Raw genomic sequence first — 24,782 nt, 5'->3', positions numbered from 1 at the left:
CAGGGTCGGTCACGTCATCGCGTGTTGCCGCTCTGCCTGTCCCGCACGGACGCGCGCGGCCTCCGCGGGCGCGGTCCGCCGCTTCGGGCGCGGTCCTTCGTAGCGGCCGATCTTGCGGGCGCAGACGGCGAACAGGGCCGCGAGGGCGACGAGGACGCCGTCGAACCACAGGAACAAAGCCGGCTCGCCCGCTCCGAAGCGAAGGGGATGGCCGGGAATCGTCAGGACGTCGATGACCGGGACCGCGAGGGTGAGGGCGGCCAGAGCCGTCATCGCCTCGACCCAGGCCCGGCGCTGCGGTCGCGCCAGGGGCAGAAGGGTGGCGAGGACCCAGACCGCGAAGAACGCGCGGACCTCCCAGTCGGCGCGGTCCGCGAGGCCGACGGGCAGGAGGCGGTTGGCGAGGAAATAGGCCGCGATGCCCGCCGGCAGGCCCGCCACGGTGCCGATGTTGAGGGCCTGGACGATCCGCAGGCCGAGGAACGGCCGCGTGCCGGGTTTGGGCAGGCGCGCCACCGACCACAGGATCAGGCCCGACGCCACCATGGCGCAGCCCATGAGGCCGCACACGAAGAACAGACCCCGCAGGGCCGTGCCGGCGAAGTGCGCCTCGTGCAGGCCGACCATGGTGGTGAAGGTCTTGGCGGCCGGCTTCAGGCCGCCCTGCAGGACCTCCACGACGGCCCCCGTGGTGCCGTCGAAGGCGATCTGCGGGTGGGCGTGCGACAGGCCGTGCGGCTCCTCGAACACCGCCACCACCGTGGCGTTGGCGTCCTTCGGGTTGACGACGGACAGGCGCTCCAGGGGCTCTGGCACCATCGCCACGGCCCGGGCCACCATCGGCCCGATGGGCGCGAGCTGTCCCGGCCGGCCGAGGGCGGGGCGCTGGGCGGTGATCTGGCCGCTCTCGGCATAGAAGGCCTGGTTGTCGCCGCGATAGGCCGTGGTGATGCCCCACGGCATGTACATCACCGCGAGGGTGACGACGCCCGTGTAGGTGATCATGAGGTGGAACGGCAGGGCCAGCACGCCAGTGACGTTGTGGGCGTCGAGCCAGCCGCGCTGGGCCGCCTTGTCCCGCCGCAGGGTGAAGAAATCCGAGAAGATCCGCCGGTGGGTGATGATTCCGGAGACGATGGCCACCAGCATGATCATGGCGCAGATGCCGACGATCCAGCGGCCCCAGAGGGGCGCCATGTGGAGCTCGAAGTGGAAGCGGTAGAGGAAGTCGCCGCCCTTGGTGTCGCGCACCGTCGCCGGGGCGCCGGTCTGCGGATCGAGGACGGCGTGGCCCGGCGGGGTGCCGGGCTTCGTGCGCCAGAACAGGTCGAGGACCGGGCTCTCGGCCCGGGGCAGGCCGATGAACCAGGTCCGCGCGTTCGGCGCATGCTCGGCCATGTGGGCGACCCCGATCTCGGCGGCCCGGGCCAAGGACGCCGGATCGGTGGAGGCGGCGGCCTGATGCAGCTCCGGCCGCATCCAGCGCGAGATGTCGGCCCGGTAGTAGCTCGCCGTGCCGGTCACGAAGACCGCCAGCAGCACCCACCCGACCACGAGGCCGGCCCAGGTGTGGAGCCAGGCCATGGATTGGCGAAAGCCGTTCTTCATGTCCGGCTCCTGACCTCTTACCAGCGGTAGCGCAAGGTCGCGTAGACCGTGCGCGGCAGGCCGTAATAGCAGCTGGTGTAGCCGTTGCAGCCGCTGACGTAGCGCTCGTCGAGGAGGTTGTTGGCGTTCACCTGCATGGAGAAGCCCTGGAGCTTCGGATCGAGGTACTTCAGGTCGTAGGAGGCCGTCGCATCGACGAGTACGCTTTCGGGCACCTTGAAGGTGTTGGCGGCATCACCCCAGGACGGCCCGAGGTAGCGCACGCCGCCGCCGATCTCGAGGCCGAGCATCGGCCCGTCGAGAAAGCGGTAGGTCGCGAGCAGTGAGGCGGTCTTGTCCGGCACCAGCACCGGGCGGCGACCCTCCAGGGCCACGTTCTGCTGCGTCAGGTCGTTCAAGGTCCGGCCGTCGTCGCGGACGTTGCGGGCGTCGAGAAGAGAGAAGCCGCCGACGAGGGTCAGCCCCTCCGCAAGATTCGCCCGCGCCTCGAACTCGACACCCTGCACGCCGACCTGGCCGGTCTGCAGAACGAACCCGGGAGCACGGCCCGCGGTCGTATCGGCCGTCGTCCGGTTCGACTGGCGGATGTCGAACGCCGCTGCGGTGAGAAGGATGTCGGTGCCGGGCGGCTGGTACTTGATGCCGGCCTCGTACTGGTCGCTCAATTGCGGATCGGGGATGCGGCCGACGGTGCCGAAGGCGGTGTCGAAGACCCGGCCGGCGACGATGGGCTCGAACGCCTGACTGTAGGACACGTACGGCGCCACGCCGGAATCGAACAGGTAGAGCAGGCTCGCCCGGCCGGTGAGGGCGTCGGCCGGCGCGTCCTGGAGCGTCAGGGTGCTGGTGTTGGCCGCGAGGTTGAAGGTCCGGGTCGGACCGGTCTGACTGGCGACGTCGTAGCGTCCGCCGACGGTCAGGACGAGGCGATCAAACTTCGCCTGATCCTGAAAGTACACCCCGGTCTGCTGCGCATCGACGCGGGACGCCGTGTTGAAGGCCGGGAACGCGATGTTCATCGCGTAGTCCGGCGCCAGGGCGTTGAGGCTCGGAGCCGTCGGAAAGGGGGTTCCGAGGGTGCGCGTGCTGAAGGTACGGTGGTCCACGCCGAGCAGCGCCGTATGGGCGATGAAGCCGGTGTCGAAGGTCGCCACCGCGTTGCTGTCCATTGTGAAGGCTTCGGCATCGACGTTGGTGCCGATGACCGCGCGCGGCAGCAGGGGACCGGAGGCCGTGGGGCCGTTGAGCGGGCTGAACGCGCTGTAGACGCTGCGATAATCGCCCTGCGTCCGGAGATACCGGCCCGCGGAGTGGAACCGGAGGTTCTCGTTGACGCGGTGATCGAACAGATACTCGATGGACGCCTGGGTCCGGTCGGAGCGCTCGATGTTGCGGTCGCCGTCATAGAAATTGACCGGCAGACGGCCGATGACGCCACTGCCGAAGTTGCGCGGGAATACCGTGCCCACGGCCGGGAAGCCGCCGTAGAACCCCGAGAACGGGTCGCGCTGATAGTTGCCGATGATGGTCAGCGAGGTGTCGCTGGAGGGGCGCCACGTCACGCTCGGGTTGATCAGGACGCGCTCGACCCGCGTCGTGTCCACAGGGCCGTCGCCGTTCCAGCCGAAGCCGACGATCCGGTAGGCGAACTGGTCGGCGAGTCCCGGGACGTCCGAGTGGATCGGGCCGCCGACGTCGACGCCGCCGCGCACCTCGTTGAAGCCGCCGCCTTGCACGAAGATCTCGCCGTGCTCCACGAAGCGCGGCACCTTCGAAACCAGATTGACGATGCCGCCCGGACCCGACTGGCCGTAGAGCACCGAGGCCGGCCCCTTGATCACGTCGATGCGTTCCAGGCGGTAGGGGTCGACGGACGCGTTGGCGTCGCGTCCTCCGAGGAGCGCCATTCCGTCAAGGAAGACAGGGGCGCTGAAGCCGCGGATGAGGAACTGCTCCAGGCGGGTCGATCCGGCGCCGCCGCGCTGCTCGGTGGTGACGCCTGGGGTATAGCGCAGGGCCTGATTGATGGTGAGTGCGTTGCCGTCCTCAATCTGCTTGCGTCCGATCACCGAGATCGACTGGGCCGTCTCGAGGATCGGCGTGTCAGTCTTCGTCGCGACGGTGCTGCGCGATGCGACATACCCTGGCACGGCGCCGAGGGGGCCGCCCCGGTCGGTTCCGGCGACGCTCGGACCACGCCCTGCGCCCTCGACGGACAGGGTGTCGAGGGTGACGGTCTGGGCGGCGTCCTGGGCCACGGCCGATCCGGCACCGAGGCCACAGATCGCCACACTCGACAGCAACGCCAAGACGACCATGCGCTGGTCGCTGTGGCGGGACGGAAACGCGCAAGACTTCGCGGGAGCGTTATGCACGGGATTGGTGACTCACACTGGAATTCAACATTCATCGCTCCAGATTAGAAAAGTTCTACTTTCTTATCCGGCGCACTCAACTCATTGGCAAAGGGCTGCGGAGGCGCGCAAGAATTATGTTCTGGATTTATTCTAAATCCATAATTCGCCGAGCGCCCACGAATGGCGTCGCCGGTTAATCCGAACCCTGGCCGATTTTCGAGGCGCATCGCCGAATGGGCGCCGCCCGGATTGCTGCCGGAACACCGATTCCGATGACGGGCCACAGGCGAAGGCCCGGCTGGCTGCAGGGGAGCCATGTCCGACTTACCTGCATCCCACGGGCGAGACGGCGTGCGTCCGACAACGTGACGACGCATGGGAGGCGAAAATCGGAATGCGGTTTTCCCGCCGGGCGATGCGTTTATGCATCGCCTCGCCGCGCCGGATACCGATGCCTGTGATGTGGACAACTTCGGCAGGAGCGGCTCGGACGCCGGAGATCTGGACGTCGAAGACCTGGACGTCGGCGATTTGCACCGCGTGGCGTCGCACGGCGCATCGGATACAGAACGAGAGCTTCATGCCACCGACGGTGTCGCGGGGGGCGCCGGTACCAATCGAATCCGGCATGTCACGCATCGGTATCTCACGGATTTCGACGACGCTCCTCGTGTGGGGACCCTGTTCGCGCCCTCCGTCGCCCACGCCGACCCGATCACGATCCGCGAGGTGCTGAAGCGGTCCTGCACGGGCGGCCACCGCGAAGTTGGCAGTGACCACGCACCCGGCGGCCCCGAGGACGAGATCTGCTTTCGCAAGAACACGAGGCACCTGTCTCCCCCCTGCGCCTCGGCGGTCACGGCGTACGAGCGCGAGCAGAAGCTGAAGCGGGTGACGGAGGTTCGCTGACACCGGAGCCCGCCGGCCGCATCCGAGCGCGCGATGGCCGACCCCACGGGCAGCCCGTTAACCGGGCATGTGCCTTCCGTGTGACGCGCCGTGGCACGGCATTTGAAGAGCGGCGGACCTCCGGACGCCGCCGCCATGAACCGCCCACCATGGACAGCTCTCGGCGCGGCGCCCGTGCACCCAGGAGACGAGTATGAAGCGCGAAGACCTCACCGAGAAGCTCCTCGACATCAAGCGCGAGAAGGGCTGGACCTGGAAGCACATCCAGGCCGAGATCGGCGGGATCTCCCCGATCCTCATCACCGCCGCCTGCATGGGCCAGATGAAGCTGCCGAAGGCCCAGGCCGCCAAGGCGGCCGCCCTGTTCGGCCTCACCCAGGCCGAGGAACGGATGCTCAACGAGGCCCCGTATCGCGGCTCCATCCCGCAGATGCCCCCGACCGATCCGCTGATCTACCGCTTCTACGAACTGGTGATGGTCTACGGGACGACGTGGAAGGAGCTGATCCAGGAGGATTTCGGCGACGGCATCATGTCGGCCATCGATTTCAACATGACCATGGAGCGCGAACCCAACAACAAGGGCGACCGGGTGAAGATGAACCTCTCGGGCAAGTTCCTGCCATACAAGTACTACGACAACGAGGACGGCGTCCCGGAATACGGGTTCAAGGAAGGCTGAGCCACCGGCCGAACATCCCGGTCCGTCGGCGCCGGGCCCGAGACCGCCGCCTCGCTCGAGGGGCGGTCTCAGGCGGCCCGCCGCGACGGACCGGTCGCGATCAGCCGCACGAGGCCCTCGGCCGGCAGGGGCGGGCTGAAGAAGTAGCCCTGGACCTCGGTGCACCCCTCCGCCCGGACCAGATCCAGCTGGTCCCGTGTCTCGACACCCTCGACGGTCACGCGGGCTCCGAGGTTCTTCGCCAGTGCCACGATGGCGCGCATGATGGTCACGGTCCTGGGGCTCGTCATCGCGACGACGAAGGAGCGGTCGATCTTGACGGTGTCGATATCGAACTGGTGGAGATAGCTCAGGCTGGAATAGCCCGTCCCGAAATCGTCGAGGGCGATGCGGACGCCGATGTCCCGCAGACGCCGGATCGTCCGGGTGACCGCCTCGGTCTTCTGCATCAGGATCGTCTCGGTGATTTCGAGCTCGAGCCGGTGCGGCGGAAGTCCCGAGCCGGCCAGCGCGCGCAGGACGGTTTCCTCCATGCTGATCTGCTGGAACTGGATCGCCGAGACATTGACGGCGATCTTGAGGGGGGCCGGCCAGGAGGCCGCCTGGCGGCAGGCTTCCTTCAGGACCCAGGCCCCCAGGGGAATGATCAGGCCGGATTCTTCCGCGAGGGGAATGAACTCGCTGGGCGCGATCTCGCCCCGGAGCGGATGCTCCCAGCGCATCAGGGCCTCGAAGCCCGCGATGGTGCCGGTCTCCAGCTCGACGATGGGTTGGTAGAGAAGCTGGAAGTCCCCGCGCTTCATCGCCTCCCTCATCTCGGACTTCAGCGATCCGGGCACCGCCCGCGCCGTCTCGGCCGAAGGATTGTGAAAGCGGTAGGTATTCTTTCCGGCGGCCTTGGCCTGGTACAGGGCCGCATCGGACTGCCGGAAGAGAGCGACGGCATCGTGCGTGTCCCCGGTGCCGAAGGCGATGCCGACACTGGCGCCGACGCTCATGGTGTGGCCGTTGAACGCCATGGGCCGGTTGACCGCCTCGATGATGCGCGTCGCCATGGTGCCGGCATCGTGGGCGTGCCGGATTCGGCTGAGGATGATGGCGAACTCGTCGCCGCCGAGGCGCGCCACCGTATCGACGTTGCGAACGACCGCGAGAAGCCGCGCCGCCACGGTCTGCAGCAGGAGGTCGCCGGCGGGATGGCCGAAGCCGTCGTTGATGCCCTTGAAGCCGTCGAGGTCGCAGGTCAGGACCGCAAAGCGGGTGGCGTGCGCCGTCGCGTGACGGATCTCGTCCGTCAGACGCTCCCAGAACAGCGTCCGGTTGGGCAGGTCGGTCAGGGGATCGTGCAGGGCGAGGTGGGCGATGCGCTGCTCGTCGGTCTTGCGCCGGGTGATGTCGATATGCGTGCCGACGACGCGCAGGGGAACGCCGTCGGCGGTCCGGCCGACCACCTTGCCGCGGGCGAGGATCCAGATGTAGTGCCCGCCCTTGGCGCGCAGGCGATACTCGCATTCGAACGCGGCGGTCCGCCCGTCGAAATGATCGGCGAGCGTCCGGCGCGAATGCTCGACGTCGTCCGGATGGATGAGGGTGTACCAGGAGCTGATGTCGGGCACGATCTCGCTGCGGTCGTAGGCCAGCATCGAGGCCCAGTGATCGGACAGCTTGACCTCGCCCGTCACGACATCCCAGTCCCAGAGGCCGTCGCTGCCGCTGTTGAGGGCGAGGGCGAGGCGTTCCTCGCTCAGGCGCAGGGCATCCTCCACCGCCTTGCGTTCGGTGATGTCCCTCAAGGAGGTCACGTAGCCGGTCGGGCTGTTGGTGACCGGATCGCGCGCGAGGCTCTGCGAGACCTCCATGGTCACCCACGCGCCATCCTTGCGGCGGTAGCGCTGGCAGGTGGACGCCTGATCGATGCGGGCACGGGTCAGGTCGTCGAGAACCAGTCCGTAGGCTTCGGCATCCTCGGGATGGACGAAATCGAGGGGCTTGGTCCCGACGAGTTCGTCGGGTTCGTAGCCGAGGACCGTCCGGATGGCGGGCGAGACGTAGCGGCGGGTGGTGTCGAGATCCGACCAGATGATCACGTCGGTGCTGGTCTCGGCGAGGAGGCGGAAGCGTTGTTCGCTCTGCCGCAGGGCGCCTTCCGCCATGAGTCGCCGGGCGGCATCGGTCTCACCGGTCACCCGTGCCTCGTGCAGGCGCAAGTGGGCTTCGACGATGACGGCGAGCTCCCCGAGCAGCCGCGTCTCCCGCGCGCCGAAATCGGGGCGCGGTGTCCGGTCCATGATGCAGAAGGTGCCGAGGTTGAGGCCCGAACGGAGGGCCAGGGGGACCCCGGCATAGAAGCGCGCGCGGGGCTGCCCGACCACGAGCGGACTGTCGGCCGAGCGCGGATCGCCCAGCAGATCGGGAATGACGAGGGGAATCCCCGCCTGCCCCTGGATCGTGAGATCGCAGAACGCCCCCTCGCGGTCGATCCCCTCGCCCTCGACGCCCCATCGGGCCTTGAACCAGATCCGCGTCTCGTCGACCAGCAGCACGAGGACAATCGGGACGGCGAACAGTTCGGCGGCGATGCGGCAGACCGCGTCGAGGTGCGGTTCGGGCGTCGAACCGAGGATACGCAGGGCGCGCAGGGCATCCAGTCGCTCCTGCTCGAGGGTGGGGTGGGGCATGGAATCGATCTCCTGCCTTACGCGGATCGCGATCGGACCACAGCCTGGATGCGAACTGTCGTCCCGGAACGTTGTGCGAGGATGATAGGGAGAAGTTCTATAAGAAAAACTCGCCTCTCAGTTGATTTTTGAAGGTGGTTTCGAATGCGCTAACGCGGCGCCTCCGGGTCGATCGTCGGACCCCCCATGCTCAAGGGCGGCGTTCCTCGGCGGGGTCAGGTCGAGGCGTGGACCGCCGGGTCCGGTGCCGCGACTCACACGCCCGGGGTCGTCGCGGACGACGTCCCGTCGCAAAGTCCCGAGTCCGGGACCACAGACTCATTCAATTTTCGCGGCCGAGTTCGCGACGTCGCGACACTGTCGATAAAATGACAATCACCAGGATCTTACGGAAAACCTACAGGTAATACTTCTATTAATTTGAACTCTAAAATATAATATCAGAAAAAAATCTCAGAAAGATACCGAGCACGAGCCAACTACCGGTTACATACATAATTCATCTGATGGATACATAAAATAAAAGAATAATCGGGTGCCTCAAAAATAAATTACCGTCTGTCTCCGCGATAATCAAGCCTAAATATTTCCGACAACTACCATTGATGCCGCTCCATATTTGTCCCAAAATCTCGCCTGCACTGTGATCATCCTGGATTACGACAAGTGAATTTCGCCCCTCAATACTGTTTGGTCGACACCTTTGGATTGACCTTGGCCGAATGATGGGCGAGCGCTGAGCGCCAAATCACTAAAGATCGGTTCAGGCCTACGTTTGTCGATCCGTCGACTTGGGTTATGGTCCATCACCCGCAGGCGAACAATTTAACGTGACGGAGGCGGTGGATTGGCGGCCGATCGTATTTCGCATAAACAGGCGATCGATTCGCCTCGTCGGGGATATGCGGGGGCGCGGATGAGCGGGATGAAACGGTTCGGCTCACCCCGATGCGGTTCATAAGATCAATGATCATGAAGAAGATCGAGCAAGACCTGATGGCCGAGCCAAGCAGAGACAATGCAACGCGGGAGATCGGTCCCCGCATCAAGTCCCTGCGCCGTTCGGCCGGCCTGAGCCAAGCCAATCTCGGCAGCGCCCTCGGCGTCACGTTCCAGCAGGTTCAGAAATACGAGAGCGGCCGCAGCCGGATCGCGGCGGACAAGCTCCACCAGATCGCCCAGACGATGGGCGTCGACATCAGCTACTTCTACGACACCAAGACCGAGGGAAGCGTGCCCGAGAAAGGTGCGCCCGCGGTGTCGGCGGCCGGGCGGACGGAAGACAGTATCTTCAAGGAGGCCTTCGACCGGATCAAGGACCCCCGCGCGCGCTATCTTCTGTCGGAACTTGCGCGGGTCATCTGCGAGATCGAAGCCGGCAAGTAGCCTCCCGGACCCGGCCGTCCCCGATCGGGGCGGAGACGGGATCGGCAGACCCGGGCGGCACCCGAGCCACGGCCGTTCTCGGGCGTCGCGAAGCGGTGGGCTGCACGCCCTGGGACGTGCCGGGTCGCGGGTTTACCGCTCCCGCCACGCCTTCGCGATCTGATCGGCGAGGGGCTTCAGAAGGTACGAGAGAACCGACCGCTCGCCGGTCTGGATGTAGGCCTCCACCGGCATGCCCGGCACGAGTCGCACCTTCCCGAGGCGGTCGCGCTGGTCCTCCGGCACGCGGATGCGGGCGGTGTAGTAGCTGAGGCCCGTCTTGATGTCCTGGCTCACATCGGCGGAGATCCGGGTGACGAGCCCGTCGATCTCGGGCGTGACGCGCTGGTTGAACGCGGGAAACCGCAGGACGGCCTCCTGATCGAGATGGACGTTGTCGATCTCCTGCGGCTGGATTCGCACCTCGACGGCGAGGCTGTCGGAGTCGGGCACGATGAGCATCGCCGGCTCGCTCGGCACCACGAGACCGCCGACCGTATGGACGGTCATCTGGTGTACCACTCCGTCCTGCGGCGCCCGCAGATCCGTGCGCTTGAGCTGGTCGAGGGCGGCGACCCGCTTCTCCGCCAGCTCGGACCAGCGCCCACGGATGTCGGCAAGTTCCTTGCCGACTTCGCCGCGCATGTCCTGGTCGATCTGAAGGATCTGCAGCTCCGTCTCGGTGATCTTGCCGCGCGCCTGGGCCTGGGCGGCCACCAGCTGCCCGCGCTCGCCGTGGAGACGGGCAGCGTCGCGCTCCAGGGCCGTGACCCGCGAGAGGGCGATGAGATTCTTCAACCGGAGCTCGCGCACGCCGACGAGTTCGTCGGCGATGAGCGCGATCTCCTGCGCCTTGGCTTCGGCCTGCTCGGTCAGCCCGGCGATCTCCTGGCGGATCTGCAGGACGCGCTGCTGAAGCTGGGCCTTCTGGCCGTCCCGTCCGGACCGGCGCGTCTCGAACAGCCGCATCTCGCCGTCGAGGAGTTGCGCGACGACGGCGTCCGAGGCCCGGCGTCCCCCGAGATCGGCGGGAAAGGCGATGGACGCGGTTCCGTCGCGTTCGGCCTCGTTCCGGGCGCGCCGGGCGCTCAACTCGTCCATGGCCTTGAGGACGATATCGAGGTTCGCCCGGATCTGGGTCTCGTCGAGGGTGATGAGAACGTCCCCGGCCGAGACGCGCGATCCGTCGCGGACCCGGATGGTGCCGACGACGCCGCCGGTGGGGTGCTGGACCTTCTTCACGTCGCTCTCGACGACGAGCTGGCCGGACGCCATCACGGCCCCGTTGATCTGGGTGACGGTCGCCCAGCCGCCCATGCCGAAGACGAGGACGGAGATGACGCCCGACACGCCGAGGAGGTGCAGACCGATGGAGCGGTCCGCCTGGAACGGTCGCGCGGCAGGGGGGGCGGGGGGAGTGAGGGCAGGGGAGCGAGGGACGGGGGGGTTGAGGGCGGAGGTCATGCGTGTGCCTTCAGGTTCACCTTGGGAGCCGGCTCCGTCTGGGCCGCGGGCGTTCGCCTGGGGGCCCGGACGCTGGGCACGGCCGTCGGGCGCATGATCTGCTTCATGATCTCGTCCTTGGGGCCGAACGCCCGGGCCCGACCCTCTTCCATGACCAGGAGGAGATCGACGGCCGCGAGGGCGCTCGGGCGATGGGCGACCACGACGACGATGCCCCCGCGCTGGCGGACGCTCAGCATGGCGCGGGTGAGGGCGAGTTCGCCCGGCTCGTCGAGGTTGGCATTGGGCTCGTCGAGGACGACGAGGAACGGATCGCCGTAGAGGGCGCGCGCCAGCCCGATTCGCTGGCGCTGACCGGCCGAGAGGTTCGCCCCGCCCGGACCGATCTGGGTCTCGTAGCCCTCGGGCATCCGCAGGATGAGGTCGTGCACGTCGGCCGTCCGCGCGGCGGCGATCACCGCCTCCGCGTCGGGGGAGGGGGCGAGCCGGGCGATGTTCGACGCGATGGTGCCGGCGAAGAGTTCGGCCTCCTGAGGGAGGTAGCCGATGTGGCGGCCGAGACTGTCCGCCGACCATTGGTCGAGGGTGGCGCTGTCGAGGCGCACCGATCCGCGCGCCGGGGTCCAGACCCCCACGAGGGCGCGGGCGAGGGTCGATTTTCCGGACGCGCTCGGTCCGATGATTCCGACGCCCTGGCCGGCCTTGAGGCCGAAGTTCATGTCGGAGACGACCACGCGCTGGGTTCCGGGTGGCACGAGGGACGCCTGCTCGACGGTGAGGGACACCGAGGGCGCGGGGAGTTCGAGGGCTTCGGCCTCGGGACCGAAGCGGTCGAGGATGTCGTTGAGCCGCGCCCATCCCTGCTGGGCCGCGACGAACCCCTTCCAGTGGGCGATGGCGATCTCCGCCGGAGCCAGGGCCCGGGAGACGAGGATGGACGAGGCGATGATGATGCCACCCGTGGCCTGCCCCTGGATCACCAGATACGCGCCGAGCGCCAGGACGCCGGATTGCAGGATCATGCGGAAGACCTTCGAGGCGGTCCCGAGGCTTCCGGCGATGTCCGCGACCCGGCGCTGACGATCGAGGTAGGAGCGGCTCTCCGTGGCCCAGATCCGGGCGAGGTTCCGCTGCATGCCCATGGCGTGCAGCACCTCGGCGTTGTGGCGGCCGGCATCGGAAATCTCGTTGCGGCGCGCGCCGTGCCGGGTCGCCTCCCGCTGGGGCCGGCGCGTCAGGCGATCGGTCAGGAGGGTCAGCAGGGCCAGGATCACGGCGCCCACCAGGGCCGCCAAGCCGATGAGCGGATGAAACAGGAAGCAGATCGCCAGGTAGATCGGCAGCCAGGGCAGGTCGAAGAACGCCGTCGGTCCGAGGCCGGAGAGGAAGCTCCGGATCTGATCGAGGTCCCGCAGGGGGAGGAGTCCATCCCCCCCGGAGGGTGACTTCAGCGGGTAGCGCACCACCGCATCGAAGACGCGCTGGGACACCGCCTCGTCGAGGGAGCATCCGATGCGGGCGAGAACGCGCGCCCGGATGACCTCGATCACCCCCTGGAACAGGAACAGGGCCAGGGCGAGGGCGCCGAGGCCGACGAGGGTGGGGATGGAACGGGCCGGGATCACCCGGTCATAGACCTCGAGCATGAAGAACGAGCCGGTCAGGTAGAGAACGTTGACGACGCCGCTCATGACGGCGACGCCGAAGAACGCCCGCCGGCATCGCAGCAGAGCCTGCTTCAGCTCGGACTTCCTGTGATCCGCCCGCATCGGAGCTCGCCTCTCTTCAGGGATGAATATGGCCCCAGGCGATAGTACTCGCCTCTAAGTCTGTTAAGGCACAGCTAATGGTAGAGACGTTTCGCCAAAGGGAAGCCTCACCGGATTATGCCGGTCGGGAATGCGTTACACAAACCTTAACGAGCATGAATGATAGACGAATAAAAATGTTCGATTTTGCGCTCGATCTCATAAATTTACCGACTGTTTACAATAAAATTAGCTAGTAACGGGGGTCATGCTGCGGAAGCTGCAAAATAACGGCCCGATCCCGGAACACCCCTTGAGACGCGGCAGTTCTTCTATAGGTTGATTTATACAACCCAGCCGACGGAGCTCGTCGGCCCTTCGACACAGACATCAAATTCATCGGGCGGGACGCCGGCGCGCGGAGCTACCTTCGCACCGTCCGCGCGCGCTCGCCGAAAAGACGGGACACGCAGATGGCCGGCACCCTCGCTCCCCTCGTCCTCGGCCTCTCGCCGTTCAGCGACACGGGCGTTCCCCTCGACGGCCTCACCCGGCGCAACAGCGTCGACATCAGCATCGTCGGGCTGAATCTCCTCGGTGGTCCGATCACGATCTTCGACGACCGCGATGGCAACGGGCTCGTGGGGTCCGGCGAAATCCTGACGACGATTCCGGCCGGTCTCCTCGGCTCCTCGCTCGGCGCCGTGCGCGTCAACCTGGCGGAGGGGACCCACAACCTTCGTGCGACCCAGTCGAGCATTCTCGGGACGGCCACGTCCCTGCCGCTCCAGGTCCGCATCGACAACACCGGGCCGACCATCCTGGCGGTGAGCCAGCTCGACACGCCCGATCCCCTCGGCCTCCTCGACCTCCTCGGGGTGCTCCGCTACGAGGTCACCTTCTCCGAGCCGGTCCTCGGCCTCTCCGCCGACCTGTTCCAGGCCACGGGAACGCTTCCGGGCATCCACCTCGTCACCCTGCTGCCGTCGCTGACCAAGCCCAACACCTACATCGTCAGCGTCGGCCTCGGTCTCGACGGCGTCAGCCTCGACCAGCGCGCCGGCACCCTCGGTCTCGCGCTCAACCCCTCGAACCTGTCCGGCGTCACCGATCTCGCCGGCAACGGCCTGCGCGGCGCCGACTTCGCCCTGCTGGCTCCCGTCAGCATCGGCCCGGCCCGCGAGACCGCGACGGCCGACTTCAACGGCGACGGGCTCGGCGACGCGGCCTTCCTCGTCAACGACACCGTGGTGGTGACCCGCGGCACCGGCACCGGATCGCTCGGCGCCGCCCAGACCATCGCCGTCGCGGCCGGACAGACCACCATCGCGACGGGCGACGTCACCGGTGACGGCCTCGTCGATATCGTGACCGCCGGCAACGGCCGGGTGCAGATCCTGACGCAGGGGACCGGCGGCAGCTTCACCTTGACCAACCGCACCACCCCGGGCACGGACGGCGCCCTGATCGCGGACGTGAACGGCGACGGCTACGCCGACATCGTGGTCAAGAGCCTCTCCGGAACCTCGGCCACGGTGCTCGTGAACAACGGTACCGGCACCTTCACGACCGGGACCACCGCGTCCCTGAACGTCCGGCCCGACGCCCTCGTGTCCGGCGATTTCAATGGCGACGGCCGCATCGATCTCGCGGCCCTGGCCAATGGCGGTACGAGCCTTTCCGTCCTGACGCAGGCGGCCAACGGCACGTTCGTGCGCTCCACCCTCGCGGTCGGTGCCGGCGCGGGCGGCCTCGCGGCCGGCGACCTCAACGGCGATGGACGCTCCGAGATCGTCTCGGCCGGGACGGCGGGCACCCTCGAGATCCGCGGCTCCACCGCCGCCGGCGCAACCATCCAAACGACCCTGCAGGCCGGGGCCGCCGCCACCGACATCCGCATCGGCGACACCAACGGCGACGGCAAGCAGGACATTCTCTACGCCGGCACGGACGGCAACGTGCGGGTCGTCTACGGCGACGGCGCCGGCAACTTCTCTGCCCCCGTCATCCTCGAGACCCAGGCCGGCCTCGGCGCCCTCGCGCTGCTCGACATCAACGGCGACGGGCGCCAGGACCTCGCCCTCGCGAGCGGCACCACCGGCACCCTTCAGGTCGGCACCGGCATTCCCCTCGCCGGGGTGCTCGGCACGGCCTATGATCTCGTCGCCCCGGCGCCCGTCCAGACGGTCACGGCCGTGCGGGTGGCGGGCGACAACATCGTCAACATCGCCGAGGCTGCCGCCGGGACCGTTCCCGTCACCGGCACCCTCTCCGGGCCCCTCGGCACCGGCGAGTCCCTCGCCGTCCGGATCGGCGGGATCGTCACGCCGCTCGCCGCCGCCGTCGTCGTCACCACCAACGGCGTCACCACCTACGCGGGCACGATTCCCACCCTCCAGGCCTCGGGCGATGTCGCGGTCCTCGTCCAGCGCACGGACGGCGCCGCCTCCGTCGCTCTGACCCAGGCGGTCACCGTCGACCTCGCGGCGCCCACCCTGGTCAGCGTCACCTCACCGGACGGCGCGGTCACCAAGGATACGGTGATCGACTTCACCCTGACCTTCTCGGAGCCCGTCAGCGGGCTGACGGCCGCCAATCTCGGCCTCACCGGCACGGCGGCCGCCGGCCTCGTCCCCTCCGTCGCCACCACGGATGGCGGGCGCACCTACCTGGTCACGGTGCCGGCCGCGACGGCCGAAGGCACCCTCGGCCTCACCTTCAATCCCGCCGGTGTCCGGGACGCCGCCGGAAACCTCGTGCCCGGCGCCGGAATCCCGGCGCCCGTCGGCCCCGTCCTGACCCTGGATCGCACCGCCCCCGTCCTCACCCTCCAGCCGATCGCCGGCGACGGCATCGTCTCCCAGGCGGAGATCGCCGGCGGCGTGGTGCTCGCCGGCACGGCGACCGGCCTCGAGGTCGGCGCCAGCGTGATGGTGACGGTGACCAATGCGGCCGGCACGCCGGTCCTGACCACGACGGCGACGGTCGCCGGCGGCAACTTCTCCCTGCCCCTGACCGGGAACATCGGGACCCTTCTCACCGACGGGTCCTACGTCGTCTCCGTCGCCGCCATGGACGCCGCCGGCAACGTCGCCGCACCGGCTGTGACCAACCTCACCGTGGATCTCACGGCCGATGCCGGGGCACCCGTCGCCATCGCCCTCGGCAACGGTCGGCCCATCGGCCTCGCGGGCGTCGCGGCCGTTCCCCTGGCGGTGACCGGCCTCGACGCCGGTGCCACGGCCATCGTCACCTTCACGGATGCGGGCAACCACGTCGTCACCAAGACCATCGCGGTCAACGGCAACGCGTCCGTCGATCTCAGCACCCTGAACGGCGCGGTGACCTCGTCGATCCAGATCACCGACACCGTCGGCAACACCGCGACCCTGCCGGGTCCGGCCGCCCTCATCGACACCGTCGCGCCCCTCGGCAACGGCCTGCTCGCCTCGGGGCAGGCGCCCGGAACGGTGCGGTTCGACGTCACCTTCCCGGAGGCCGTGACCGGCCTCGACGCCGGCGATTTCCAGGTGGTCGGAACCGGCACGGTCCTCGGCAACGTCACGCAGGTGGTGGCGAACCAGGGCGGCTACACCGTGGTCGTCGGCAACCTCTCGGGGGCCGGCACCCTAGGCTTGGCCCTGTCGGCGACGTCCGACATCATCGACGCCGCCGGCAATGTCGCGACCCTCGGTCCCATCACGCCCGTTTCGCTCGATCTCGTCCCGCCGCCGAGGCCCATCATCACCGGGCTCGTCAGCGATGGCGGCGTTCCGGGCGGTTTCCTGACGGCGGACACCACGCCCACCCTCGCCGGGACGGCCGAAGCGGGCAGCACCGTGACGGTGAGCTACCAGGGGGCCGCCGGCGCGACCGGCACCCTCACGGCGGTGGCCGGCGTGTCAGGCGCCTGGACCGCGACGGTACCGGGAGCCCTGGCGGACGGTTCCTACGCCTTCACGGCGACGGCCGCGGATGCCTCGGGCAATGTCAGCCTGCCGGCGTCCACCAAAATCGTCACCGTCGAGACGGCGACGGGCATCCCGTTCACCCTCGCGGTCGATTTCGGCGACGGACTCGTCAACGGAGCGGAGGCAGCGGCCGTCACCTACACCCTCGGGGGATTGCCGGTCGGCGCGAGCCTGTCGGTGGTGTTCACGGATGCCGACGGGACGACGGCCTCCGCGAGTCTCACCGACCAGGGCGGAACCCTCAACCTGTCGGGCCTCGACGGTCCGGTCACCTCCGCCCTGACCTACGTTCCGCCCGTCGGGCAGGCGGTGAGCCTCGGGGGGCCGGGCGCGACCTTCGACACCGTTGCGCCCCTCGCACCGACCATCCTGGGCTTTGCCAGCGCCGGCAACCTCCCGGTCACGGTCACGAACGACACGACCCCGATCCTCATCGGCACCGGCGAAGCCGGCTCTACTGTAACGGTGGCGGTGGGCGGCCAGTCCCTGTCGGCCGTGGTCGATACCGGCGGCACCTGGCGCATTCCGGTGACCACGCCCCTCACCGACGGAACCGTGACCCTCACCGCCTTGGCCCAGGACGCCGCCGGAAACAGCAGCACCGTCCGGCCGGGGGTGCCGGTGACCATCGACCTTCAGGTCGATGCCGATGACGCCATCGTCGTCGGCCTCGACCTGCCGCCGGACCGTCTCCTCAGCGCCGTCGAGGCGGCCGCCCTCACGGGCACGGTCTCGGGCATCGATACCGACGCCACCGCGACCCTCACCTTCACGGGATCGGGCGGGACCGTGACCGTCCCCCTCGTCAACGGTCAGCTCGCGCCCGCCAATCTCTCCGGCCTCAGCGGAGCGGTGACGGCGAGCGTCTCCGTGGTCGACTTCGCCGGCAACCGCGCGACCCTGCCCGTCGGTGTCTTCACCGTCGACGCCACGGCACCGGCCGCGACCATCGTGGCCGCTCCGGCTGCCGCCGCGGCCACCAGCACCACCTACACGGTCACCTTCCCGGAGGCGGTGGCGAACCTGACCATCGATGATTTCGCCTTGACGCGCACGGGCACGGCGGCCGGCACCCTCTCGACCGTCACCGAGGTCGGCGGCGTCTACACGGTGACCGTCACGGGCATCACCGGGACGGGCTCCCTCGCCCTCGGCCTCGCGGCCGGATCGAACATCGCCGATCTCGCCGGCAATCCCGCCATCGTGGCCCAGGCCGGCCTGCACCTCGTCAACATCCCCGTCGTGGTCCCGCCGGAGAGCCTCCCGGTCATCACGGGCATCACCGAGGACACCGGCGTCGCCGGCGACTTCGTCACCTACGATGCCAGCCCGGTGGTGAGCGGCACCGCCCTGGCCGGCGCCACGCTCACGCTGACCTACACCGGCCCGACGGGCATTCCGGTGAGCCAGACCACCACGGTGGACGGCGCCGGACAATGGTCGGTGACGCTGCCCGTCCTCGGGGACGGGCCCTACACCCTGTCGGCGACGCTGACCGACGGCGCCAACACCGTGCTCGGCGTCTCCCCCAGTCGCGCCCTGGTGATCGACACCGCCGCCGACGCGGGCGCGCCCATCGTCCTCACGGTCTCCGGAACGGCCGACAACCTGGTCAATGCCGCGGAGGCGAGGGCGGTGTCCTACACCGTGGCCGGACTCGACGCCGGCAGCACGGCAACAGCCCACTTCGTCGCCGGGGGTCTCGTCAAGGATGTGCCCGTCGCGGCCGACGGCAGCTTCACGGTGGATCTGTCGGGCTTCAACGGCGTCGTTACGACCAGCCTGATCGTCAGCGATCTCGCCGGCAACGCCGCGACCATCCCGGGCAATTCCATCCAGGTCGCGACCGCCGTTACCGCCCAGCCCAGCGTCGGCGCCGTCGTGAACGACTCCGGCGTGGACGGCGACGGGATCACCAACGACACCAGCCCGATTCTGTCCGGCAGGGCGGAGGCCGGGTCCGCGGTCGTCGTCACCGTGAACGGCCCGGCCGGTCCGCAGACGGTCCAGGCCACGTCCGATCTCCTCGGGGCCTGGACCGTGTCCGTTCCGACCCTCGCCGAGGGCGCCTATACGGTCACCGCCTCCGCCACCGGTTCCAGCGGCTTGCCGAGCCCGGCTTCCAACCCGTTCGCGCTCACCATCGATACGAGCGCGGACACGGCCCCGCTCGTCGCCGTGCAGCTCGCCTCCGCCGATACCCGCCTGGGGGCTGGCGAGGCCGGCGCCGTCGGCTTCACCCTCACGGGGCTCGATACCGGCTCCTCGGGGGCCATCGCCTTCACCGACGGCCAGGCCATCGTGTCCGTCCCCGTCGGCACCAACGGGACCTACACGGCGAACCTCTCAGGCCTGTCCGGGTCCATCACCGCCGAGGCGATCCTCACCGACGTCGCCGGCAACACCGTCACGGCGGACCTCTCCCTGCCGGCCGGTCTCACGGTCGATACCCTCGCGCCCCGCGGCTCGGCGGTGGCCGATGTCGCCGGCGGAACCACCGTCGCGAGCTTTACCTACGCGGTCACCTTCCCCGAGGCGGTCGCCAACGTCACGGCGGACGACTTCGTCCTGACGGGCACGAACGGGGTCACCGGCGAGGTCACATCAGTGACGGGATCGGGCGGCAGCTACGTCGTCACCGTCGCGGGCATCCGGGGCAGCGGCAGCCTCAGCCTCGGGCTCGCGCCGGGCTCCGACATCGCCGACCTCGCCGGCAACCTCGCGACCCTGGTGCCGGCCGCCCGCGCCGTCACCGGCGTCGCCCCGGTCCTGCCCGTGATCACCGCCTACTCCGTCGATAGCGGCGTGCAGGGTGACGGCATCACCTCGGACCCGACGCCGACCCTGTCGGGAATCGGGCTCGCCGGCGCCACCGTCACGGTGGCGTACGCGACCACCGCAGGGTCACAGACCGCCACCACCACCGTCGCCGGCGACGGCACCTGGAGCGTCGAGATCCCGACCCTGACCGACGGCGCCTACAGCTTCACCGCCAGCCTGACCGCCAACGGCAACCCGATCGGCACGTCCCAGCCCCTCGCGCTCACCATCGACACCACGGCCGATGGCGGCACGGCCGCGACCCTCACGGTCGCCGCCACGGCGGACGGGATCATCCGAGCGTCCGAGGCGGTGGCGGTGACCTTCACCGTCGCGGGCCTCGATGCCGGAACCTCGGGCATCGTCACCTTCACCGATGGCGCCGGCGCCCTCGACGTTCCGGTGACGGCGGACGGCGCCTACGTGGTCGATCTCTCGGCCTTGAACGGCACGGTCACCTCGACCCTCGCCCTGTCGGACGCCGCCGGCAACACGGCCGCCATCGTCGGCAACCCCGTCCCGGTCTTCACCGCCCGGCCAGGCGCTCCGACGATCGGCGGGATCAGCGACGATACCGGGATACGGGGCGACGGGATCACCAGCGATCAGACCCCGACCGTCACCGGGACGGCCGAACTCGGCAGCCTCGTGCACGTGACCTACACCGGCGCGACCGGTCCACAGGTCCTCGACGTGCCGGTGGGCCTCGATGGCCGGTGGACGGCGCAGTTGCCCACCTTAACCGACGGCGCCTACACCCTCACGGCCACGGCGACGGGCCCGGGCGGGATCGAGAGCCTCGCATCCGCGCCCGTGACCGTGACCATCGACACGGTGCTGGACGCGGCCCCCGCCGCAACGCTCACGGCGGCCGCCAATACGGGCCCCTTCGATGCGACCGAGGCCCGGGGCGTCGGCCTCACCGTGGCCGGTCTCGATCCCGGCACCACCGGTACGGCCCTGTTCTTTGACGGTTTCACGACGGTCAGCGTGCCAGTCACCGGCAACGGCCCGATCCTGGCCGATCTGTCGAGCCTCAACGGCGCGGTCACGGCGACCCTCGCCCTGAACGACGCGGCCGGCAACTTCGGCACGGTGCAGACGGGGCTCGCCCTCGTGGTCGATACCGTGGCGCCCCTGGGCTCGGCGGTGGCCGATGTCGCCGGCGGCACCACCGTCGCGAGCTTCACCTACGCGGTCACCTTCCCCGAGGCGGTCGCCAACGTCACCGCGAACGACTTCGTTCTGACGGGCACGAACGGGGCGACCGGCCAGATCACCTCTGTGACGGGTTCGGGCGGCAGCTACGTCGTCACCGTCGCGGGCGTCCAGGGCAGCGGCATTCTCAGCCTCGGCCTGGCACCGGGCTCCGACATCGCCGACCTCGCCGGCAACCTCGCGACCCTGACACCGGCCACCCGCGACGTCGTCGGTGTGGCCCCGGTCCTGCCCGTGATCACCGCCTACTCGGTCGATAGCGGCGTACCGGGCGACGGCATCACCTCGGACCCGACGCCGACCCTGTCGGGGATCGGGCTCGCCGGCGCCACCATCACGGTGGCGTACGCGACCGCCGCGGGGGCCCAGAGCGCCACCGCCACCGTCGCCGGCGACGGCACCTGGAGCGTCGAGATCCCGACGCTGTCCGACGGCGCCTACAGCTTCACCGCCAGCCTTACGGCGAACGGCAACCTAGTTACGTCCCAGCCCCTCGCGCTCACCATCGACACTACGGCCGATGGCGGCACGGCCGCGACCCTCACCGTCGATCCCACCGGCGACCAGAGGATCAACGCCACGGAGGCCGGCACCGTGGCCTACACCGTCGCGGGCCTCGACCCGGGTGCCGTCGGCCGGGTGACGTTCACGGATGCGTCCCACGGCATGACGGTCATGGATGTCGGCAACGGCACCTACAGCGCCGACCTGTCGGGCTTTTCCGGACCGGTGACCTCGGTCCTCACCATTCAGGACGCGGCCGGCAACACCGCCACCCGCGCCGGCACCCTCGTGACCGTCGATACCGTCGCCCCCACGGGCACCGCGACACCGTCCCCGCAGGGCGGCAGCGGCGCCACCACCTTCACCTACGCGGTGGCCTTCTCGGAGACGGTCGTCAACGTGACGGCGGACGATTTCGTCCTGACCGGCACCGGCGGCGCATCGGGACGGGTCGACTCCGTCACCGCCGCCGGCACCGGCTACCTGGTGACGGTGACCGATGTCGCCGGAACCGGAAGCCTGGCCCTCGGCCTCGCCGCCACCGCCGACATCGCCGATGCCTTCGGCAACCGCGCGACCCTGTCGGCGACGCCGCGGGCGGTGGATGTCGGCGGAGCCCCGCAGCCAGCTCCCACGCTCATCACCGGATTTGGTGACGACACCGGTGTCCAGGGCGACAGGATCACGTCCGACCGCACCCCGGAACTCTCGGGAACGGCCGCCGCCGGTGGAACCGTCACGGTCGCCTATGCGGAGGCCGGCATACTCAAATCGGTCAGCGCTCCGGTCGATGCCACCGGCGCCTGGACCGTCGAAATCCCCGCCCTGCCGGACGGCAGCTACAGCTTCACCGCCTCGGCCGTGACGGCCGGGGGGGCGCCCTCCGGGACATCCGGCCCCCTGGCCCTCACCGTGGACACTGTGGCGGATGCCGTCCCCCTCGTCTCCCTCACCGTCGGCGGACAGGCCGGCGGGACCCTGACCCCGGCCCAGGCGGCGGCCGTGACCTTCGTGGTCGCGGGCCTCGACGCCGGTTCCGCCGCCGCCGTGACCTTCAGCGACGGGACCCGCACGGTCCGGGTCGAAGCCGGCGCGGACGGCACCTATCAGGCCGATCTGTCGGGCCTGACCGGACCCGTGACCTCCGCCTTCGTCGTGTCCGACGCCGCGGGCAACAGTGCCGTCGGAACCGGGAACGGCGTCGTCATCGGCCAGACCGGCACCTCCCCCGGAGACCCGCCGCCCACCGGAGGACCCGCGCCGGGCCAGGACGCGCCGCCCCTCGCCGCGCCTGACGGCGCGCCCGTCGTCACCGGCCTCCAGCCCGACACCGGTATTCCGGGCGACGGCGTTACCAGCGATCCGTCACCGACCCTCACCGGGACGGGCACGCCCGGCGGCAGCGTGACCGTCAGCTACGGCAATGCATCCGGCTCCCAGAGCGTCACGGCGCCCGTCGGCTCCGATGGCGCCTGGGCGGTCAAGCTGCCGACGCTGCCCGACGGCGCCTACGACGTGGTGGCGACGGGTCGCGACGCGGCCGGCACCGCGACGCCGGCCGGCCAGCCGTTCCGGGTCGTCGTCGATACCCTGGCCGATGGCGGCACGCCCGTGGCCCTCGCCGTCGAGCCGACCGGCGACGGCGTGATCAACGCCGCCGAGGCCGTCGACACGGCCTATCGCGTGACCGGCGTCGACGCCGGGTCCAGGGCGACGGTGACGTTCACCGACGGCACCCACACGGTCACCACGCAGGTGGCGGGCGACGGTCGCTACACCGTCGACCTGACCGGCCTGAACGGCCCGGTGACGAGCACGATCCTCGCCACCGACGCCGCCGGCAATGGAGCCCAGGCCGCGGGCAACACCGTGACCCTCGACACCGTCGGCCCCGCCACCGGCGCCAACCTCGCACCGAACGCCGTGCACGACGCCATCGCGACGGCGACGCACGCGGCGGCGGTAACCGGCAACGTGCTCGCCAACGACAGCGATCCCAACGCGGGCGACGTCCTGCACGTGACGGCGGTTCGCTTTTCCGGCGGGATCACCGTGGACGTTCCCAGGGAGGGGACCGTCACGGTCCTCGGGGATCACGGGACGCTCCACCTCGCCGCCGATGGCCGCTACAGCTACCAGGCCATCGGGTCGAGCAACCTCTCGACCGACGCCCACGTCGCCGAGCTCTTCACCTACACGGTCTCGGACGGGAAGGGCCTTTCGGCTCAGGCGGGGCTCGCCGTGTCCCTCGACGGGGCGGCACCGGCGGCGGAGGCCTCCTTCGGCTTCGCCTTCACCGAGGCCCGGGTGGAGCGCCTCGGGGAGACCCTCGTGCTGACGGGTCCGGACGGGGTCCCGCACGATATCGGCGGGATCGGCAGCCTTCACTTCGCCGACGGGTCGATCCAGCAGGACGACGGCCACGCTCTGGTCGACGACGTCTGGTACCTCGCGCACAACCTCGACGTCTGGAAGGCGGGTGTCGATGCCGACACCCACTACGAGACCTACGGCTGGCACGAAGGCCGTGATCCGAACGCCTACTTCTCGACGCAGACCTACCTCGCGGCGAACCCGGACGTCGCGTCGGCGGGGGTCAACCCCCTGGAGCACTACGCCCAGTACGGCGAGCACGAGGGCCGCAGCCCGAGCCCGGACTTCTCGGGGGAGGCCTATCTGGCCCAGTACTCCGACGTTGCGGCCTCCGGCGAGAATGCCCTGGAGCACTACCTGCACTACGGCCTCGGCGAAGGCCGCAACGTTCAGGACGGAAAGGGAAACGCGGGCCATATCGGCGCCTTCGACCCGGCCTTCTATCTCGCGGAGAATCCCGACGTGGCCGCGGTGGCGGCCGAGGCGAGGCCCTTCACGCTCTCGGCGCCGGACTACGCGTTCCACCACTACGTCACCTACGGTGCCGACGAAGGGCGCGCGCCCAACGCCCTGTTCGACCCGGACTTCTACCTGTCCGCGAACCCGGACGTGGCCGCGAGCGGACTCAACCCGCTCCTCCACTACGAGGAGTATGGTTGGCGCGAGGGCCGGGACCCGGGCCCGGGCTTCGACACCAATGCCTACCTCGAGCACAACCCGGACATCGCCGCCGCCGACATCGATCCCCTCCAGCACTTCCTGGACTTCGGCATGAAGGAAGGCCGTCTCCCGGTCTGACCCCGACCCCGGCTCCGAAGCCCCGGCGGCGAACCGCCGGGGCTTCGGAGCCGAATTTTCGCAAACGCCAGTTGTTCTCGAACGCGAAGCGTTCGCATCAACACCACACCGCCAGAGACACGTTTTCCTGTTACGAAATCCGCGCTTCGCCGACGGGACCGAACCGCCCAATGGCACATGAAGATTTCAACACCATATCGGCCTCGAAAAATTCAAACAATAGAAGC

9 protein-coding genes are annotated in these 24,782 nt (G+C 69.1%); 4 read left to right on the top strand and 5 right to left on the bottom strand.

The features are described from left to right. Window positions 1–9: 9 nt before the first annotated feature. Window positions 10–1,608 (bottom strand): PepSY-associated TM helix domain-containing protein, encoded by a 1,599-nt coding sequence (locus tag ASF28_RS12460; RefSeq protein WP_056092783.1) that lies wholly within the window; start codon window positions 1,606–1,608, stop codon window positions 10–12. Window positions 1,609–1,625: 17 nt separating this feature from the next. Next, entirely contained in the window at window positions 1,626–3,926 is a 2,301-nt protein-coding gene (locus ASF28_RS12455; RefSeq protein WP_056092781.1) for a TonB-dependent siderophore receptor, read from the bottom strand. A 414-nt stretch (window positions 3,927–4,340) separates the two neighbouring features. On the opposite strand from ASF28_RS12455, the gene ASF28_RS23360 reads away from it, so the two are divergent. Continuing rightward, window positions 4,341–4,874: a hypothetical protein gene (locus ASF28_RS23360; RefSeq protein ID WP_244474997.1), complete on the top strand. Its 534-nt coding sequence runs from the start codon at window positions 4,341–4,343 to the stop codon at window positions 4,872–4,874. A 193-nt stretch (window positions 4,875–5,067) separates the two neighbouring features. After that, a complete protein-coding gene (gene cynS / locus ASF28_RS12445) occupies window positions 5,068–5,556 on the top strand; it encodes a cyanase (protein ID WP_056092778.1) in 489 nt (162 codons plus the stop codon). Between the two features lie 68 nt (window positions 5,557–5,624). Here the strand turns inward: cynS and ASF28_RS12440 are convergent, their stop codons facing one another. Next, window positions 5,625–8,234: a sensor domain-containing phosphodiesterase gene (locus tag ASF28_RS12440; RefSeq protein WP_056092776.1), complete on the bottom strand. Its 2,610-nt coding sequence runs from the start codon at window positions 8,232–8,234 to the stop codon at window positions 5,625–5,627. A 972-nt stretch (window positions 8,235–9,206) separates the two neighbouring features. Between ASF28_RS12440 and ASF28_RS12435 the strand changes: the two genes are divergently transcribed. Next, a complete protein-coding gene (locus tag ASF28_RS12435) occupies window positions 9,207–9,620 on the top strand; it encodes a helix-turn-helix domain-containing protein (RefSeq protein ID WP_162240001.1) in 414 nt (137 codons plus the stop codon). Window positions 9,621–9,752: 132 nt separating this feature from the next. On the opposite strand, the gene ASF28_RS12430 is transcribed toward ASF28_RS12435, so the two are convergent. Both ASF28_RS12430 and ASF28_RS12425 read right to left on the bottom strand, forming a co-directional pair. After that, window positions 9,753–11,123, bottom strand: coding sequence for an HlyD family type I secretion periplasmic adaptor subunit (locus tag ASF28_RS12430; RefSeq protein WP_056092770.1), 1,371 nt, complete (start codon window positions 11,121–11,123; stop codon window positions 9,753–9,755). Next, window positions 11,120–12,892: a type I secretion system permease/ATPase gene (locus ASF28_RS12425; protein WP_082476534.1), complete on the bottom strand. Its 1,773-nt coding sequence runs from the start codon at window positions 12,890–12,892 to the stop codon at window positions 11,120–11,122. Before ASF28_RS12425 ends, ASF28_RS12430 begins: the two co-directional genes overlap by 4 nt. 452 nt (window positions 12,893–13,344) lie before the next feature. On the opposite strand from ASF28_RS12425, the gene ASF28_RS12420 reads away from it, so the two are divergent. After that, window positions 13,345–24,555: an Ig-like domain-containing protein gene (locus ASF28_RS12420; protein ID WP_056092768.1), complete on the top strand. Its 11,211-nt coding sequence runs from the start codon at window positions 13,345–13,347 to the stop codon at window positions 24,553–24,555. The last annotated feature ends 227 nt before the right edge of the window (window positions 24,556–24,782 follow it).

The organism is Methylobacterium sp. Leaf99, assembly GCF_001422375.1.
Lineage (GTDB): Bacteria > Pseudomonadota > Alphaproteobacteria > Rhizobiales > Beijerinckiaceae > Methylobacterium.
Note: the sequence above shows the minus strand (reverse complement) of the source record. Positions and strands in the feature narration are given on the sequence as shown.